Here is a 15,581-nt window from a genome sequence, read left to right on the forward strand (position 1 = left end):
GTGTTATATGAATATATCACTGCTCTCAACCCCCAATATCATGGTTCAAAGGGGGACGGCAAAGCGAAATCCGCGCTGGATCGACGTGGAAAAGCGACACAATGTTCGTTCATAACGCTGTCGCATCGTCTTGCAAAATATCGTCGGCTGTGGCGCTATGCGTGATCGGTGCAGGGGGATGGAGAGGAACGCAGCATGGACTTGCTGGGGTGGATCATCGTCGGCCTGCTGGCTGGCGCGATTGCGAAATGGATCATGCCGGGGCGCGACCCTGGCGGCTGCGTCGTCACGATCCTGCTGGGCATTGCCGGCGCGTTGCTGGCCGGCTTTGTTGGAAGGCTCGCCGGGCTTTACGCGCCGGGGGAGCGGGCGGGCTTCATCGCCGCGGTCATCGGCGCGATCGCGGTGCTCGCGCTCTATCGCTGGTTTTCCAGCCGCCGATAAAGGCATCGCCCATGCAAAAAGGGCCGCGCCATTGGCTGGCGCGGCCCTTTGGCGTGCCTTGGCTGGTGCGTTATCGCACCGAACCGCGGCGGACCAGATTGACGATCGCCAGCAGGATGATGGCGCCGACCAGCGACACGAGGAAGCTGTAGAGCGTCAGGCCGGCATTGTTGATCGAACCGCCGCTGAAGATCAGGCCACCGATGAAGGCGCCGACGATGCCGACCACGATATTGAGCAGGATGCCCTGCTGTGCGTCGGTCCGCATCACCATGCTGGCGAGCCAGCCGATGACACCGCCTACGATAAGCCACAAGATAATGCCCATGTTACTCTCCTTGACCACGCCCCCAGCGGGTTGGGTGCTGCATTCAACGGTGGAGAGGGCGTCGCGTTCCATGAACGGGAAATGATTCCGGGCGGGAAACCATCGTGGCTTTGCGCCGTTTAGGCGCGCCCGCGCCGCGCATGGAAAAAGGGCCGCCGGATCATCCCGACGGCCCTTTGCATTCCAGCGCAAGGCATCTGGATCAATATTTCTGCTGCCGCTCGTAGAGGGACTTGTAATATTGGATGCGGGTGACGCGCAGGCCATGCATGCCCGAACGATCGACCGCGCGCTGCCAGCCGGCAAATTCCTCCAGCGTCAGATTATAGCGCGCGCAGGCTTCGTCCACGGTCAGCAGGCCGCCATTGACCGCCGCGACGACCTCTGCCTTGCGCCGTACCACCCAACGGGTCGTGTCCGCCGGCGGCAGGCTGTCCAGGGTCAGGGGTTCCCCAAGCGGCCCGACGACCTGGGCGGGCCTGATTTTCTGGTTCTCGATCATTCTTACCCTCAATCTGCGGCACTGGCGTTGCCGAATTCAGCAGTGGAAACCCTTATCGGCATCAGCCCTGAAGATCGGCTAAAGCCCCACGGTAAACACTGCCTTCATCTTTCCTTGCCCCCGGCTAAACGGCTCGCGATCAACGGGTTGAAGCTTCCCGCGAGACGTACGGCTTCGATCCTGCCGCCGGAGCGTGGCGCGAAAATTCCCGCCAGCTCCTGAATCCAGTCATGACTTCCATCCTGCCCCCGCAGGACGCCCGCCACCGCCAGCGCGGTGGGACTGGCCGCCTGCGCGGCTGCCGTAGCGGCCCGCAGGAACGGCCAGGCCGGAACGCGCGGCCGGCTCAGGGGTCTGGTGGTGGCGGGCTTCAACCCGCCACCCCGAAGAAAACTCAGATCCATGACCCTGTGTGTAGGGAAGAATGAATAAGGGTCGGTAAACTCGCTTACGCTTTCGTGACTCGTCCGGTCGCCCTTTCCCGTCGATCCATCCTGATATGGCGCAAAGCGGCGCTACCTTTTGTTAACTTTTGCGCGAAGGGCGCCACTATATTATAGGCGCGCCCATGCAGCCCCAGTTCCAGCTTATCGAGCCGCTCAGTGCGCGGCGCATCGTCGTCGCCATGTCGGGCGGCGTGGACTCCAGCGTCGTCGCCGCCCTTGCCGCTAGGACGGGGGCCGAAGTCATCGGTGTCACGCTCCAGCTTTACGATCATGGCGCGGCTGTGGGCCGCACCGGCAGTTGCTGCGCGGGCCAGGACATACGGGACGCGCGCGCGGTCGCCGACCGCATCGGCATCGCCCATTATGTCTTTGATTATGAAACGGCCTTCCGCGATTCGGTGATCGCCGACTTTGCCGATGAATATATGGCCGGGCGCACGCCCATCCCCTGCGTGAAGTGCAATATGGGGGTGAAGTTCACCGACCTTTTCCAGATCGCGCGCGACCTGGGCGCCGACTGCCTGGCCACCGGCCATTATGTCCAGCGGGTCGAGGGCGATCAAGGCGCGGAACTGCACCGCGCCGCTGACCCGGCGCGCGACCAGAGCTATTTCCTCTTCGCCACGACTCAGGCCCAGCTCGACTATCTGCGTTTCCCGCTGGGCGGCCTGCCCAAGCCCATGGTGCGCGAGATCGCCGCCGAACTCGGCCTCTCGGTCGCCTTGAAGCCCGACAGCCAGGACATCTGCTTCGTGCCTGATGGCGACTATGCCAGGATCGTGCGCAAACTGCGCCCCGACGCGGACGAGGGCGGCGACATCGTGCATATCGATGGCCGGGTGCTCGGCCGGCACAAGGGGATGATCCATTTCACCGTCGGTCAGCGCAAGGGGCTGGAGATTGGCGGCCAGCCCGACCCGCTCTATGTCGTGCGGCTGGATGCGGCGGCCAAGCGCGTGATCGTGGGGCCGCGCGCGGCGCTGGCGGTGTCGGGCGCGGTGCTGAGCGACATCAACTGGCTGGGCGGGGATTTCACCGGGCCGCTGACCGCCAAGGTGCGCTCCATGGCCAAGCCGGTCCCGGCGCGGCTGGACGGCGATCGCCTGCTGTTCGACGCGCCGGAATATGGCGTCGCGCCGGGGCAGGCGGCAGTGCTGTATGCGGGCGACCGCGTCCTGGGCGGCGGCTGGATCGCCAGCACGCAGAGCGCGATGGCGGAGGCGGCGTAGCGTCTGCTACGGAGTGATTATAGGGCAAGACGGCTCGGATGGCGCCAAGATGTGCTGGACGGTTAGACCCGTCCAATAGCGACAAGCCAGCCACGTATCTTGCGTCGTTCTGGCGGCTTCATCGGCATTGGCTGGCGGTGTGTCTGAAACCAGGTCCCCTTCGAATATAAAAATCTGCTTGCGCTCGGATGAGAGTCTTACCTTCTTTCCTGTCAGTTCAAGAAATGCGGCTTGTGATGAAAAAAGAATGAGTGCGGTCAAGACCGAACGGAAAATGGGTTTTCGTGGCATCATGGTGGGCTAGCAGGCTGCGTTACCTAGTTACAATGATGCGTTTTCGAAAAGCCCCTCCCCTTCAGGGGAGGGGTTGGAGTGGGGCGTGCAGCGAAATCCAGCATTCGCTTTTGCGGCCCACTCCCACCCCTTGGTGCCCTCCCCTGAAGGGGAGGGGATAAGAAGCCCCCCACAACCTTGCCCTTTTACGCCCCCGCGCGTAAGGCCCGCGCGTCATGACTCGCCCGCTCACCTTCGCCATCCCCAAGGGCCGCATCCTCGATGAAGCGCTGCCCCTGCTCTCGCGTGCCGGTATCGAACCGGAGGCGGAGTTTCATGACAAGAAGAGCCGCGCGCTGCGCTTCGCCACCAACCGGCCCGACGTATCGATCATCCGCGTGCGCGCGTTCGACGTCGCGACCTTCGTCGCCCATGGCGCGGCGCAGATCGGCATCGTCGGCTCCGACGTGGTGGAGGAGTTCAGCTATTCCGAACTCTACGCGCCAGTGGACCTTAACATCGGCCATTGCCGCCTGTCGGTCGCCGAACCCACCGGCCTGGCCGACGAGGATCAGGCCGCGATGAGCCATGTCCGCGTCGCGACCAAATATCCCCACCTCACCCGCCGCTATTATGAAGCGCGCGGGCTTCAGGCCGAATGCGTGAAATTGAACGGCGCGATGGAATTGGCCCCCTCGCTCGGCCTGTCGCGCCGGATCGTCGATCTCGTCTCGTCGGGCGCGACGCTGAAAGCCAACGGCCTCGTTGAAACCGACGTCATCATGCAGATTTCCGCCCGCCTGATCGTCAACCGCGCCGCCTACAAGATGCGCTCGGCGGAACTGTCGCCGCTGGTGGAGGCGTTTCGCGCCGCCGTGGGGGTGAAGGATGCGGCGTGACCTCCATCATCCGTCATGCCAGCTTAGGCTGGCATCTCACTTCTTTTTTTCCGACCTCAAGAAAAGAGAGATCCCAGCCTTCGCTGGGATGACGAAATAAGTGCAATGACCTTCCGCCTCTCCACTACCGACGCCGATTTCGCGGCCGCCTTCACCACGCTGGTCAACGATCGCCGTGAAGCGGACGAGGATGTCTCGCGCGATGTCACCGCGATCCTGAAAGCCGTGCGCGCCGGCGGCGACGCGGCGCTGGCCGACTATACCCGGCGCTTCGACCGCCACGACCTCAATGTCAGCGGCTGGTCGGTAACGGCGGCCGAAACCCGCGCCGCGCTGGATGGCATCTCCACCGAACTGCGGGACGCGCTGGAACTCGCCGCCGCGCGCATCACCGCCTATCATGAAAAGCAGCGTCCGCAGGACAGCGACGGCGTGGACAGCGCGGGCGTGCGCCTGGGCGCGCGCTGGAGCGCCGTGGACGCCGCCGGCCTCTATGTGCCCGGTGGCCGCGCCGCCTATCCCAGCTCACTGCTGATGAACGTCATCCCCGCCAAGGTTGCGGGCGTCCGCCGCATCGCCATGGTGACGCCGACGCCGGGCGGCGAGATCAACCCGCTGGTCCTCGCCGCCGCGCAGATCGCGGGGATCGAGGAAATCTGGCGGGTCGGCGGGGCGCAGGCCGTCGCCGCGCTCGCCTATGGCACTGACCGGATCGCGCCGGTGGACGTGATCACCGGCCCCGGCAATGCCTGGGTGGCCGAAGCCAAGCGGCAGCTTTATGGCGTGGTTGGCATCGACATGGTCGCCGGCCCTTCGGAAATCGTCGTCGTCGCCGATGGCCGGAACGATCCCGAATGGACCGCTGCCGACCTGCTCAGCCAGTCGGAACATGACCCGACCAGCCAGTCGATCCTGTTCACCGACGACGCGGCCTTCGCCGATGCCGTCGCGCAAGCGGTCGATCGCCAGATTCCGGCGCTGTCCACCAGTGCCGTCGCGCGCACCAGTTGGGACGTCAATGGCGCGATCATCCTGGTCCGCGACCTGGACGAAGCCATGCCGCTGGTCGACCGCCTGGCGCCCGAACATCTGGAACTCGCGGTGGACGATCCCGAACCCTTGTTCGCGCAGGTCCGCCATGCCGGTTCCGTGTTCCTCGGCCGGATGACGCCCGAAGCGGTGGGCGATTATGTCGCCGGGCCGAACCATGTGCTGCCCACCGGCCGCCGCGCCCGTTTCTCGTCGGGGCTGTCGGTGCTCGATTTCATGAAGCGCACCAGCTTCCTCAGCCTGGATGTTGCCGCGATCGGTGCGATCGGCCCCGCCGCCGTCGCGCTGGCGCAGGCGGAAGGGCTGCCCGCGCACGCCGCTTCGGTGGCGTTGCGCCTCAAAAAACAATAGGGATAGCCCATGAACGACCGCTCCAAATCCCGCTCTGCCGCGCGCCTCGCTGCGGTCCAGGCGCTCTACCAGCTCGAAATGGAGGGCACGCCCGTTCCTGTCCTGCTGCATGAATTTCACCAGCATCGCCTGGGCGCGACGATCGAGGACGTGACCTACGCTCCGGCGGAGGAACCCTTCTTCGACGATGTCGTGACCGGCGTGGACCGTCGCCGCGACGAGATCGACGCCCTGATCGCCGCCCGTTTGTCGAGCGGCTGGAGCCTCGACCGGCTCGACAAGCCGATGCGCCAGATATTGCGCGCCGGCACCTATGAACTGCTCGCCCGCGCCGATGTCGGCACCGGCACCGTCATCAGCGAATATGTCGATGTCGCCCATGCCTTTTACGACAAGCGCGAATCGGGCTTCGTCAACGGCCTGCTCGACGGCGTGGCGAAGGATGTGCGGAAGTAGGAGAGCGGCGTGCTCCTGCCTTCGCAGGAGCATGTGGATGGGCTAGGCATTGCCCATGTCCGCCGAATCCCGTTTCCTTACCCTGCTGCGCCTGCTGGCGAACGATCCTGCGGCGCAGGGGCTGGCCGACGATGTCGCCATCCTGCCCGTCGGCGACACCCGCCTGATCCTGACCAGCGACACGATGGTCGAGGGCGTCCATTATCTCCCCACTGATCCGCCCGCCGATATCGGCTGGAAGCTGGCGGCAGTGAACCTGTCCGATCTCGCGGCCAAGGGTGCGAAGCCGGTCGGCTGCCTGCTCAACTACGCGCTGTCCGGCGATGATGGCTGGGATGCCGCCTTTCTCGAAGGGCTGGGCGAAGCGCTCGACCGCTATGCCATGCCGCTGCTGGGCGGCGACACGGTCAAGATGCCCGCAGCGTCCGCACGCAGCTACAGCCTGACCGCGATCGGCGCGGCGAACGGCGCCGTCCCGACCCGCAGCGGGGCACAGCCGGGCGACCGCCTCTATCTCAGCGGCCCGGTGGGCGACGCGGGCATCGGCCTTGCCCTTGCCCGCGCCGATCCGCGCGCATCCGGTCCGCTGGTGGATGCCTATCGCCGCCCGCGCCCGCGCCTGGCCGAAGGCGCGCTGCTCGCCCCTCATGCGCGCGCGATGATGGATGTATCGGACGGTCTGCTGATCGACGCATCACGCATGGCGCAGGCCAGCCACGTCGCGATCATCATCGACCATATCCCTCTGTCCCCCGCGCTGGAACGGGCGCGCGGCGCCAGTACCGCGGTCCAGATCGCGGCGGCGCGGGCGGGGGACGATTATGAACTGCTCTTCACCCTGCCGCGCGGGGTGACGCCGCCGGTGCGCGCCATTCCGGTCGGCCATGTCGCGGCCGGATCGGGCCTGACCCTCATGATCGACGGCGCGGTCATCCCTCTGCCCGATACGCTCGGCTGGGAACATGGCTGATCCGGTCAGCCGCCGCCCAGCACGTTGATGGTGAAGGCCAGGATGCCCAGGTTGAACAGGAAGGCGGCAAGGCACTGGAACAGCGCCGTCCGCCGCATCGCCGTCGCCGTCACCGCCACGTCGGACGTCTGGAAGGTCATGCCCAGGGTGAAGGCGAAATAGAGGAAGTCCCAATAGCCCGGCTCCTCCTCGTCCGGGAAATCCAGCCCGCCCCGGTCCCTGCCAGTCTTGTCCGGCAGGTAGAAATTATGGGCATAATGCATCGCATAGACGAGGTTGGAAAACAGCCAGGCGATCAGCAAAGTCGCCAGCAGCAGCGCGATCATCGCTCCGTTCGGCCCGCCATGCTGGCTGATCGCCACGCCGACCGCGACCAGGATCACCAGGCTGACGATCGCCGTCAGCAGCAGCATCAGCCCGCGATTGGCGTCATTGGCCTGCGCCTTGCGCCGCATCGACGCGGCATCGGCGTCGATCAGCGGCACGACCGAGGCCATGAAGGCGATGGCGGCCAGGTTAAACCCCGCCATCACCGCTTCATGCCAGGGAATCCAGAAGGCCAGCGGCATAACCAGCGCCAGCAGCGCCAGAAACATGCCATATCGCCAGGGGAAGAGGGGGGAGGCGCGCATGGCAGGCATCAAAGGCGTCCGTGCGCCGTCTGACAAGGGCTTACAGCACGCCGGCGATCAATCCCAGCGCCTGCGCCTCGTTCGCCTCCAGATACCAGTTCTCCGGCGCCTTCTCCAGCAATTGCTCCATCGTCACCTGCGACCCCAGGATCAGGTTCGCAAAGCCTTCATTCTGGATCGCGATCGAGGATTCGATCTCGTTCAGCGTTGCCTTCAACGTCGCGATGCAGGTGGAGAGCGGCCCGGCCAACTGGATGGTCTTGGTGATGAGCCGCTCATGGATCATCAGCCGGGTGCCGCGCGTCAGGTAGCGATTTTCGGTCGCGAAGAAGCTCATGAAGGTCGCGCCGGCGGAATAGACCGCCGTGCGTCCCATGAACACCAGCCGCCGGTCGGGATAGAGTTCGGAATGGAAGCGGATATCCTCGCCCATCAGCCGGGCGATCTCCGGGTCGCCGCCCAGGGTCGAAATCTCGACCACCACCAGCCCAGTCTGCGGCGCGGTGGACAGGCAATTCTTGAAATGCAGATACATGCCATGATCGACCACGCCCGACAGCATGATCGAGGGGAACTCGAAATCCTTGGGGCCAAGCATCGGCGCGGTCATCAGCATGAAGGTGTCCTTGAAAGGGAAAGTCGCGCTGCACTACGCTTGGGGCGGCAAAAGGTGCCGCGCTTTTGACTGGCGCGCGGCGCGGGAGGCTGTAAAGAACAGATCATGACCAAAGGGCGGGACGCCGAAGGGCAGGGCAGATGATCGCGAAACTCAAGGGCTTGCTGGACAGCACGGGCATCGACCACGCCATCATCGATGTGGGCGGCGTGGGCTATCTGGTCGGCGCCTCCTCGCGCACGCTCGCCGCGCTGGGGCCGGTCGGCGAAGCGGTGACGATCCACACCGAAATGCTGGTCGCGGCGGATTCGATCCGGCTGGTCGGCTTCGCCCGCGCCGATGAACGCGACTGGTATCGGCTGCTCACCCATGTCCAGGGCGTGGGATCGCGCGTCGCGCTGGCGATCCTCTCCGCGCTCGAACCGCTGGATCTGCACCGCGCCGTCGCCATGGGCGACAAGGCGATGATCGCGCGGGCGAACGGCGTCGGCCCGAAACTCGCCCAGCGCATCGTCAATGAATTGAAGGACAAGATCGGCACGGCCCCCGCTGGCGGCCCGATCGGCATGGGCGGCGTGGTGGCGCTCCCGACCGGCAGCTTCGCCGCCGACGCCCTCTCTGCGCTCCAGAATCTGGGCTTCAAGCCGCATGAAGCCAGCACCGCCGTCGCCGCCGCCGAAGAGGAACTGGGCGACAATGCCAGCCTCGACGCGCTGGTCCGCCTGGCGCTGCGGAAGGCGGCGAAGTGAGCGACGACGATCGCCTCCTCACCCCCGCGCGGCGTCCTGAGGATGTTGACGCCGCGCTGCGCCCGAAATCGCTGGACGAATTTATCGGCCAGCAGGCGGCGCGCGAAAATCTGCGCATCTTCATCCAGGCGGCGCGGTCGCGGGGCGACGCGCTCGACCATGTGCTGTTCTTCGGCCCGCCGGGCCTTGGCAAGACCACGCTGGCGCAGATCGTCGCCAAGGAAATGGGCGTGGGCTTTCGCGCCACCTCCGGCCCGGTCATCGCCAAGTCGGGCGACCTGGCCGCCTTGCTCACCAATCTGGATGAGGGCGATGTCCTGTTCGTGGACGAAATCCATCGCCTGAACCCGGCGGTCGAGGAAGTCCTCTATCCCGCGATGGAGGACCGCGCGCTCGACCTGATGATCGGGGAGGGGCCGTCCGCCCGCTCGGTCCGCATCGACCTGCCGCGCTTCACCCTGGTCGGCGCGACCACGCGGCAGGGGTTGCTGACCACGCCTTTGCGCGACCGCTTCGGCATTCCGGTGCGGTTGCAATTCTACACGGTGGAGGAACTGGAACTGGTCGTCCGTCGCGCCGCGCGGCTGCTCGACCTTGCCATCACGCCCGATGGCGCGGTGGAGATCGCCCGCCGCTCGCGCGGCACCCCGCGCATCGCCGGGCGGCTGCTGCGCCGGGTGCGTGATTTCGCCAATGTCGCGGGCGTTGCCGCTGTCGATGCCAAGGTCGCCGACGCCTCGCTGATGCGGCTGGAGGTCGATCATCTCGGCCTCGACCTCATGGACCGGCGCTATCTGATGATGATCGCCGACATTTATCGCGGCGGCCCGGTGGGCGTGGAAACGCTCGCCGCCGGCTTGTCCGAAGCGCGCGACACGATCGAGGAAGTGGTCGAACCCTATCTGATCCAGCTCGGCCTCATCGCCCGCACCGCCCGCGGCCGCTGCCTCAACGGTCCCGGCTGGAAGCATCTGGGCCTCAACCCGCCGCAGGATGTGCAGAACGGCCTGTTTGATTAACCGGGGCGACCGGAAAGCGATGGCCGTTGCGGCAGGGCGAAGCTATAGGCTTGCATAAGGATCAGGCGCGCGCCAGACGCGCCGGAAAGCACAGGAGTCGAGCCTTGAGGGCGATCGAGAAATTCCCCAGCCTGGTGACGATGTTCTTCGCCCGCGCCGCCGAAAGGGGCGGCGCGCCCTTCCTCTGGCGCAAGAGCGGCGGCGCGTGGCACAGCCAGAGCTGGGCCGAGGTCGCGCAGCAGGTCGCGTCGCTCGCCGCCGCGCTGCGGGCGCTGGGGCTGCAAGCGGGCGATCCGGTGATGCTGGTCAGCGAAAACCGGCCGGAATTCTGCATCGCCGATTTGGCGATCATGGCGGCCGGCTGCGTCACCGTGCCGACCTACACCACCAACACGACGCGCGATCACCAGCATATCCTGACCGACAGCGGCGCGCGCGCGGTCATCGTGTCGACCGCGAAACTGGCGCAGGCGCTGATGCCCGCCGTCGTCCGGTCGCAGGCCAGCTTCGTCATCGGCATGGAGCCGCTGCGCGGGGCACAGGGCCAGTGCGCCTGTCATCTGTGGAGCGACCTGATCGCCGCCCATCCGGCCGATGTGGCCGCGATCGCCGCCGCCCAGAGCGCGACCCGCAACGACCAGGCCTGCATCATCTACACCAGCGGCACCGGCGGCGCGCCGCGCGGGGTGATGCAGCATCATGGCGCGATCCTCGCCAATGTGGAGGGCGCGGGCGCGATCGTGGCGGAGGATTTCGGCTGGGGCGAGGAGGTGTTCCTCTCCTTCCTGCCCCTGTCCCATGCCTATGAACATAGCGGCGGCCAGTTCCTGCCCATGCTGCTGGGCGGGCAGATTTATTATGCCGAAGGGCTGGAAAAGCTCGCCTCCAATATCGAGGAAGCCCGTCCGACCATCATGGTCGTCGTCCCCCGCCTGTTCGAAGTGCTGCGCGCGCGCATCATCAAGTCGATCGAGAAGCAGGGCAAATTCCCGGCCTATCTGCTGGGTCAGGCGCTGCGCATCGCGGCCAGGGAACAGGCAGGCAAGGGGTCGGTGCTCGACCTGCCGATGAAATTACTGCTGTCCCGCACGCTGATCCCCAAGATTCGCGCGCGCTTCGGCGGGCGGATGAAGGCGCTGGTGTCGGGCGGGGCGCCGCTCAACCCCGATGTCGGCCTCTTCTTCCACGCCATGGGGCTGACGTTGCTCCAGGGTTATGGCCAGACCGAAGCCGGCCCGGTGGTCAGTTGCAACCGCCCGCGCGCCGGCATCGCCATGGACACGGTCGGCCCGCCGCTCGACGGAGTGGAAGTCAGGATCGCCGAGGATGGCGAGATATTGGTGCGCGGCGAACTGGTCATGCACGGCTATTGGCGTAACCCGGCGGAAACCGAAAAGGCGCTTCAGGACGGCTGGCTCCATACCGGCGACATCGGCGAATTCGACGCGAAGGGCCGCATTCGCATCACCGACCGCAAGAAGGACCTGATCGTCAACGACAAGGGCGACAATGTCTCACCGCAGAAGGTTGAAGGGATGCTGACGCTCCAGGTCGAGATCGGCCAGGCCATGGTCCATGGCGACCGGCGGCCGCATCTGGTCGGGCTGATCGTGCCTGATGCCGAATGGACGCGCGAATGGGCGGCGGCGCAGGGCGTGGCGATCGATGCGGTGGCGGCGAACCCGGCCTATATGGCGGCGCTGCGCGCGGCGGTGGACCGGGTGAATGCCGACCTGTCGGTGATCGAGCGCGTTCGCCGCTTCATTCTGGCCGATGAACCCTTCACCATCGAAAATGAGGAAATGACCCCCTCTATGAAGATCCGCCGCCATGTGATCCGCAAACGCTATGCGGACCGGCTGGACGCGCTGTACAAGGGGTGAAGGGGCGCTTCGGCGGCAAGCATTTGTTCAACCGGCCGGTCCGTCCCCTACCGCTCGCGGCCTGCCTCTACGCTCGCCTGCATCAGGGGGGACAATATATATTGGATGATCCGCCGCCGTCCGGTGCGGATTTCGGCCTGCACCCGCATCCCTGAACTCAACCGCAACAAATGGCAGTCAGCCGATCCCGTGCGGCAATCCCCCGATCGCAGCGCCGTGTCGTTCAGGCGCACCCGTACCTTGAAGCCGGTCGGCGCGGCCGGATCGGGCCGACTATTCTCGTCCAGCCCCTGCACCGAATCCCGGCCGATCGAGGTGACGACGCCGTGCAGCATCCCGTAATCGGTGAAGGGAAAGGCATCGACCTTCACCTGCACCGCCTGGCCCAGCCGGACGAAGCCGATCTCGCCATTGGGCACCAGCGCCTCGACAAACAGCGGCCCGCCGCTCGGCACGATGTCGAGCAGGGGTTGCGCCGCCTGCACCGTGCCGCCGACGGTGCGGACCTTCAACCGCTCGACCGTCCCATCCACTGGCGCGCGGATTTGCAACAGGGCGTTACGCCGCTGGGCCTTGGCCAGTTCCTGCCGGCGCAGGCTGGCATCGTCGCTCGCCTTGCTCAGGTCGGTCAGGCTGCCCCGCGCCAGTCCCTGACGCAATTGCGCCTGCTGCTGCGCCAGATCGGCCAAAGCCGCGCGGGCCTGCGCCGCCAGACTTTCCTGCTGCTCGATGTCCCGCAACCGCTCGATCCGCACCTGCTGGATCTGATAGACCGATACTTTCGACTGGTAGCCCTTGGCCGCCAGTTCGGTGCGCATCGCAATTTCCTTGTCCAGCAAGGCCAGCGTATCGACCATCATCGCGCGCTGGCGGACGGCGGAATCGAGCTGCGCCTGTTTTTCCGCGCGCTGCTGGTCGATGCCGGCGGCGCGCGCGGCATATTCGCCGATGGTGGACCGGATCAACTGCTGCTGCACCGCCCGGTCCTGCGCCGACAGGCCCGGCACATCGGGCATGGCGATCCGCCCCGTGGTCAGATAGCCGACCAGCGCGCGCGACCGCGCCGCCTCCACCTGCGCGCTGTCCAGCCCGCGGCGCGCCTGGTCGGACTGGGCGCTCACCAGCGTCGGGTCGAGCGCGATCAGCAACTGGCCCCGGCGCACCCGGTCGCCCTCCGCCACGCGCAATTCGCGCACGACGCCAACGGATCCTTCGGCATCGCTGCCCGATCCGCCCCAGCTCACCGTCTGGACGCTGCCCAGCGGGGACACGCGGCCGGGCGCGGCGACGATGATGTCGACCTTGGCCAATATGCTCCACAGCAGGGCGATGCCCAGAAATCCGCAGAGCAGCCAGAGCAGCAGCCGGCCAGCCGGGCTGGGCGGGCTTTCGATGATCTCCAGCGCGGCGGGCAGGAATTCCGTCTCGTGCCGCTCGATCCGCCCGGCCGCCGCCGCCCGGTCGAGCGCCAGCGCTTGGCGCACCATGTCCCAATGGCGGCTCAGGCTCTCTTTCATACCGCCCCCCCGGCCAGGCCCGTCTGCGACCGGAACAGCGCCGCATAGCGGCCATTGGCGGCCAGCAGGCTGTCATGATTGCCCATTTCGGTGATCGCCCCGCCCTCGACAGTCATGATCCGGTGGCATTGGCGCACGGCCGACAGGCGATGGGCGATGATGATGACCGTCCGCCCCGCCGCGATTGTCTGGAGATTGCGCTGGATGACCGCTTCAGATTCGGCGTCGAGCGCCGATGTCGCTTCGTCCAGGATCAGGATGCGCGGGTCGCACATCAGCGCACGGGCAATGGCGATGCGCTGGCGCTGTCCACCCGACAGGTTGGCGCCGCGCTCCTCGATCGCGGTGTCATAGGCGTGGGGCAATTCCAGGATGAAGTCGTGTGCGCCCGCCATCTGCGCTGCCGCGATCACCCGCTCCATCGGCGCGGCCGGATCGGCCAGCGCGATATTGTCGCGCACCGATCGGCCCAGCAGTTCATTTTCCTGCAACACCACGCCCATCTGCCGCCGCAGCCAGGCCGGATCGATCAGGGTCAGGTCGGTCCCGTCCACCAGCACCCGCCCGCTGGTCGCGACATAGAGGCGCTGGACCAGCTTGGTGAGCGTGCTCTTGCCCGATCCTGACGGGCCGACGATGCCGATCATCTCGCCCGCCGCCACCTCGAAACTCACGTCGCGCAGCACGTCCGGGCTGTCGGGGCGGTAACGGAAGCGGACCCGGTCGAAACAGATGCGGCCCGCGATCGGCGGCAGCACTGCCTTGGCCGGGTCATGCTGCGGTTCGGGGTGGCTGTTGAGGATGTCGCCCAGCCGGTCGATCGAAATGCGCACCTGCTGGAAATTCTGCCATAGTTGCGCCAGCCGCAGGATCGGGCCGGAGACATGGGAGGAAAGCATGTTGAACGCGACCAGCGCACCGACGCTCAGTGCCCCGCTCATCACCTGTCGCGCGCCGAAATAGAGCAGGGCGATCATCGTCAGCTTGGACACCAGTTGCACCATTTGCCCGCCCCAATTGGCGAACTGGGTCACGGCGAAGCTGGTGCGGGTATAGCCGGCGATCTGCCGCTCCCATTTCTCGCGCATCTGCGGTTCGACCGCCATGGACTTGAGCATCCGTACCGCCGTGACGCTTTCGACCAGAAACGCCTGATTGTCGGCCCCGCGCGCGAATTTTTCGTCCAGGCGACGACGCAGCGGCGGGGTGATGAAGGCGGAAATGGCGATATAGGCGGGGATGGAGAGCATGACGATCAGCGTCAGCAGCGGCGAATAGAGCAGCATCACGCCAAAGAAGATGAGGGTGAAGAAGACGTCGAGGATCAACGTCACCGCGTTGGAAGTGAGGAAGTCGCGGATCGTTTCCAGTTCGCGCACCCGCGCCACGCTGTCGCCGACGCGACGCGATTCGAAATAGGCGAGCGGCAGGCTGAGCAGATGGCGGAACATCTGCGCCCCCAGTTCGGCATCGACCCGCGCGGTCGTATGCGCGAACAGCCAGGTGCGCAGCCCGCCCAGCGCCACTTCCCACAGGCTGACGACCAGCAACGCGAAGGCCAGCACCGCCAGTGTCGTCATTGCATCATGCGCCAGCACCTTGTCGATCAGGAGCTGGAAGAAAAGGGGCGTGGCGAGCGCAATTACCTGCAACACGAAACTGGCCAGAAATACGTCGCGCAATGCCGCCCGATATTTGACCAGCGCGGGTATGAACCAGCTGATGTCGAAGCGCCGGCTTTCCCCGGCAATCTGTTCGCGCGTCGTCAGCAGGATCAGGCTGCCGCCAAAGCCCGCCTCCAGCATCGCCTGGTCCCAGATTTCGGGGGCGGACGCATCGGCGCGCTGGACCAGCGCGCTGGGCGCAGCATCCGGTCCGCCAGCATCCACCTTCCCCAATATGAAGAAACCGCCGTCCCGGCCCAGTGCAATGGCCGGGAGGGGCATGGCCGCCAGATCATCGACCCGCACATCCACCTGCCGCGCCTTCACCTGAAGGCGGCGGGCCATGCGCACGATATCGTCGGCATCGAACGGATCGTCGCCGCGCCCGCGTTCCCGCCTGATCTGGTCGGGATCGGCGGGACGGCCATGGAAAGCAAGCAGCAGCACGAGCGAGGCAAGGCCGCTGTCAACAAATGCCCGCTCTACGCCATGCGGCGCCAGCGGCGGTTCATGCCCCATCATTCACCTGTCTGCCACACGGCTGCACCGGCGC

General features: G+C 66.0%; 15 protein-coding genes. 9 read left to right on the top strand and 6 right to left on the bottom strand.

Features of this window, described 5'->3' with window-relative positions; all coding sequences use genetic code 11:
• Positions 1-195: 195 nt before the first annotated feature.
• On the top strand, positions 196-444 hold the full coding sequence (locus Q4610_RS12705) for a GlsB/YeaQ/YmgE family stress response membrane protein (RefSeq protein WP_304536334.1): 249 nt from the start codon (positions 196-198) through the stop codon (positions 442-444).
• Between the two features lie 70 nt (positions 445-514).
• On the opposite strand, the gene Q4610_RS12710 is transcribed toward Q4610_RS12705, so the two are convergent.
• Together Q4610_RS12710 and sciP are read right to left on the bottom strand one after the other, a co-directional pair.
• A complete protein-coding gene (locus Q4610_RS12710; RefSeq protein ID WP_088182423.1) occupies positions 515-772 on the bottom strand; it encodes a GlsB/YeaQ/YmgE family stress response membrane protein in 258 nt (85 codons plus the stop codon).
• A gap of 202 nt (positions 773-974) precedes the next feature.
• The gene (sciP, locus tag Q4610_RS12715; protein WP_037476500.1) at positions 975-1,274 is read right to left on the bottom strand and encodes a CtrA inhibitor SciP; all 300 of its coding nucleotides are present in this window, start codon (positions 1,272-1,274) and stop codon (positions 975-977) included.
• 568 nt (positions 1,275-1,842) lie between these two features.
• Here sciP and mnmA point away from each other — a divergent pair.
• From mnmA to thiL, 5 genes are all read left to right on the top strand, one after another.
• On the top strand, positions 1,843-2,949 hold the full coding sequence (gene mnmA / locus Q4610_RS12720) for a tRNA 2-thiouridine(34) synthase MnmA (RefSeq protein WP_304536335.1): 1,107 nt from the start codon (positions 1,843-1,845) through the stop codon (positions 2,947-2,949).
• Between the two features lie 509 nt (positions 2,950-3,458).
• A complete protein-coding gene (gene hisG / locus Q4610_RS12725) occupies positions 3,459-4,121 on the top strand; it encodes an ATP phosphoribosyltransferase (RefSeq protein ID WP_304536336.1) in 663 nt (220 codons plus the stop codon).
• 105 nt (positions 4,122-4,226) lie between these two features.
• Positions 4,227-5,522 (top strand): histidinol dehydrogenase, encoded by a 1,296-nt coding sequence (gene hisD / locus Q4610_RS12730; protein WP_304536337.1) that lies wholly within the window; start codon positions 4,227-4,229, stop codon positions 5,520-5,522.
• A gap of 9 nt (positions 5,523-5,531) precedes the next feature.
• A complete protein-coding gene (gene nusB / locus Q4610_RS12735; protein ID WP_304536338.1) occupies positions 5,532-5,978 on the top strand; it encodes a transcription antitermination factor NusB in 447 nt (148 codons plus the stop codon).
• A 55-nt stretch (positions 5,979-6,033) separates the two neighbouring features.
• The gene (gene thiL, locus Q4610_RS12740) at positions 6,034-6,948 is read left to right on the top strand and encodes a thiamine-phosphate kinase (protein ID WP_304536339.1); all 915 of its coding nucleotides are present in this window, start codon (positions 6,034-6,036) and stop codon (positions 6,946-6,948) included.
• 5 nt (positions 6,949-6,953) lie between these two features.
• Here thiL and Q4610_RS12745 read toward each other — a convergent pair whose 3' ends face one another.
• Positions 6,954-7,580: a DUF1345 domain-containing protein gene (locus Q4610_RS12745; RefSeq protein ID WP_304536508.1), complete on the bottom strand. Its 627-nt coding sequence runs from the start codon at positions 7,578-7,580 to the stop codon at positions 6,954-6,956.
• Positions 7,581-7,620: 40 nt separating this feature from the next.
• Positions 7,621-8,196 carry a Clp protease/crotonase-like domain-containing protein gene (locus Q4610_RS12750; RefSeq protein WP_304536340.1) on the bottom strand — a complete coding sequence of 192 codons (576 nt, stop codon included), beginning with the start codon at positions 8,194-8,196 and terminating at the stop codon, positions 7,621-7,623.
• A gap of 140 nt (positions 8,197-8,336) precedes the next feature.
• Between Q4610_RS12750 and ruvA the strand changes: the two genes are divergently transcribed.
• From ruvA to Q4610_RS12765, 3 genes are all read left to right on the top strand, one after another.
• Complete coding sequence (gene ruvA, locus Q4610_RS12755) at positions 8,337-8,945, top strand: Holliday junction branch migration protein RuvA (RefSeq protein WP_304536341.1); 609 nt, start codon at positions 8,337-8,339, stop codon at positions 8,943-8,945.
• Positions 8,942-9,964, top strand: coding sequence for a Holliday junction branch migration DNA helicase RuvB (gene ruvB, locus Q4610_RS12760; RefSeq protein ID WP_304536342.1), 1,023 nt, complete (start codon positions 8,942-8,944; stop codon positions 9,962-9,964). The genes ruvA and ruvB overlap by 4 nt, the downstream gene beginning before the upstream one ends.
• Before the next feature lie 140 nt (positions 9,965-10,104).
• Positions 10,105-11,847 carry an AMP-dependent synthetase/ligase gene (locus Q4610_RS12765; protein WP_304536509.1) on the top strand — a complete coding sequence of 581 codons (1,743 nt, stop codon included), beginning with the start codon at positions 10,105-10,107 and terminating at the stop codon, positions 11,845-11,847.
• Positions 11,848-11,894: 47 nt separating this feature from the next.
• On the opposite strand, the gene Q4610_RS12770 is transcribed toward Q4610_RS12765, so the two are convergent.
• Together Q4610_RS12770 and Q4610_RS12775 are read right to left on the bottom strand one after the other, a co-directional pair.
• The gene (locus Q4610_RS12770) at positions 11,895-13,364 is read right to left on the bottom strand and encodes an HlyD family type I secretion periplasmic adaptor subunit (RefSeq protein ID WP_304536343.1); all 1,470 of its coding nucleotides are present in this window, start codon (positions 13,362-13,364) and stop codon (positions 11,895-11,897) included.
• Positions 13,361-15,550, bottom strand: coding sequence for a type I secretion system permease/ATPase (locus tag Q4610_RS12775; protein WP_304536344.1), 2,190 nt, complete (start codon positions 15,548-15,550; stop codon positions 13,361-13,363). The genes Q4610_RS12770 and Q4610_RS12775 overlap by 4 nt, the downstream gene beginning before the upstream one ends.
• Positions 15,551-15,581 lie beyond the last annotated feature (31 nt).

Origin of the sequence: Sphingobium cyanobacteriorum, assembly GCF_030580935.1 — a bacterium.
Taxonomy (GTDB): Bacteria; Pseudomonadota; Alphaproteobacteria; order Sphingomonadales; family Sphingomonadaceae; genus Sphingobium; species Sphingobium cyanobacteriorum.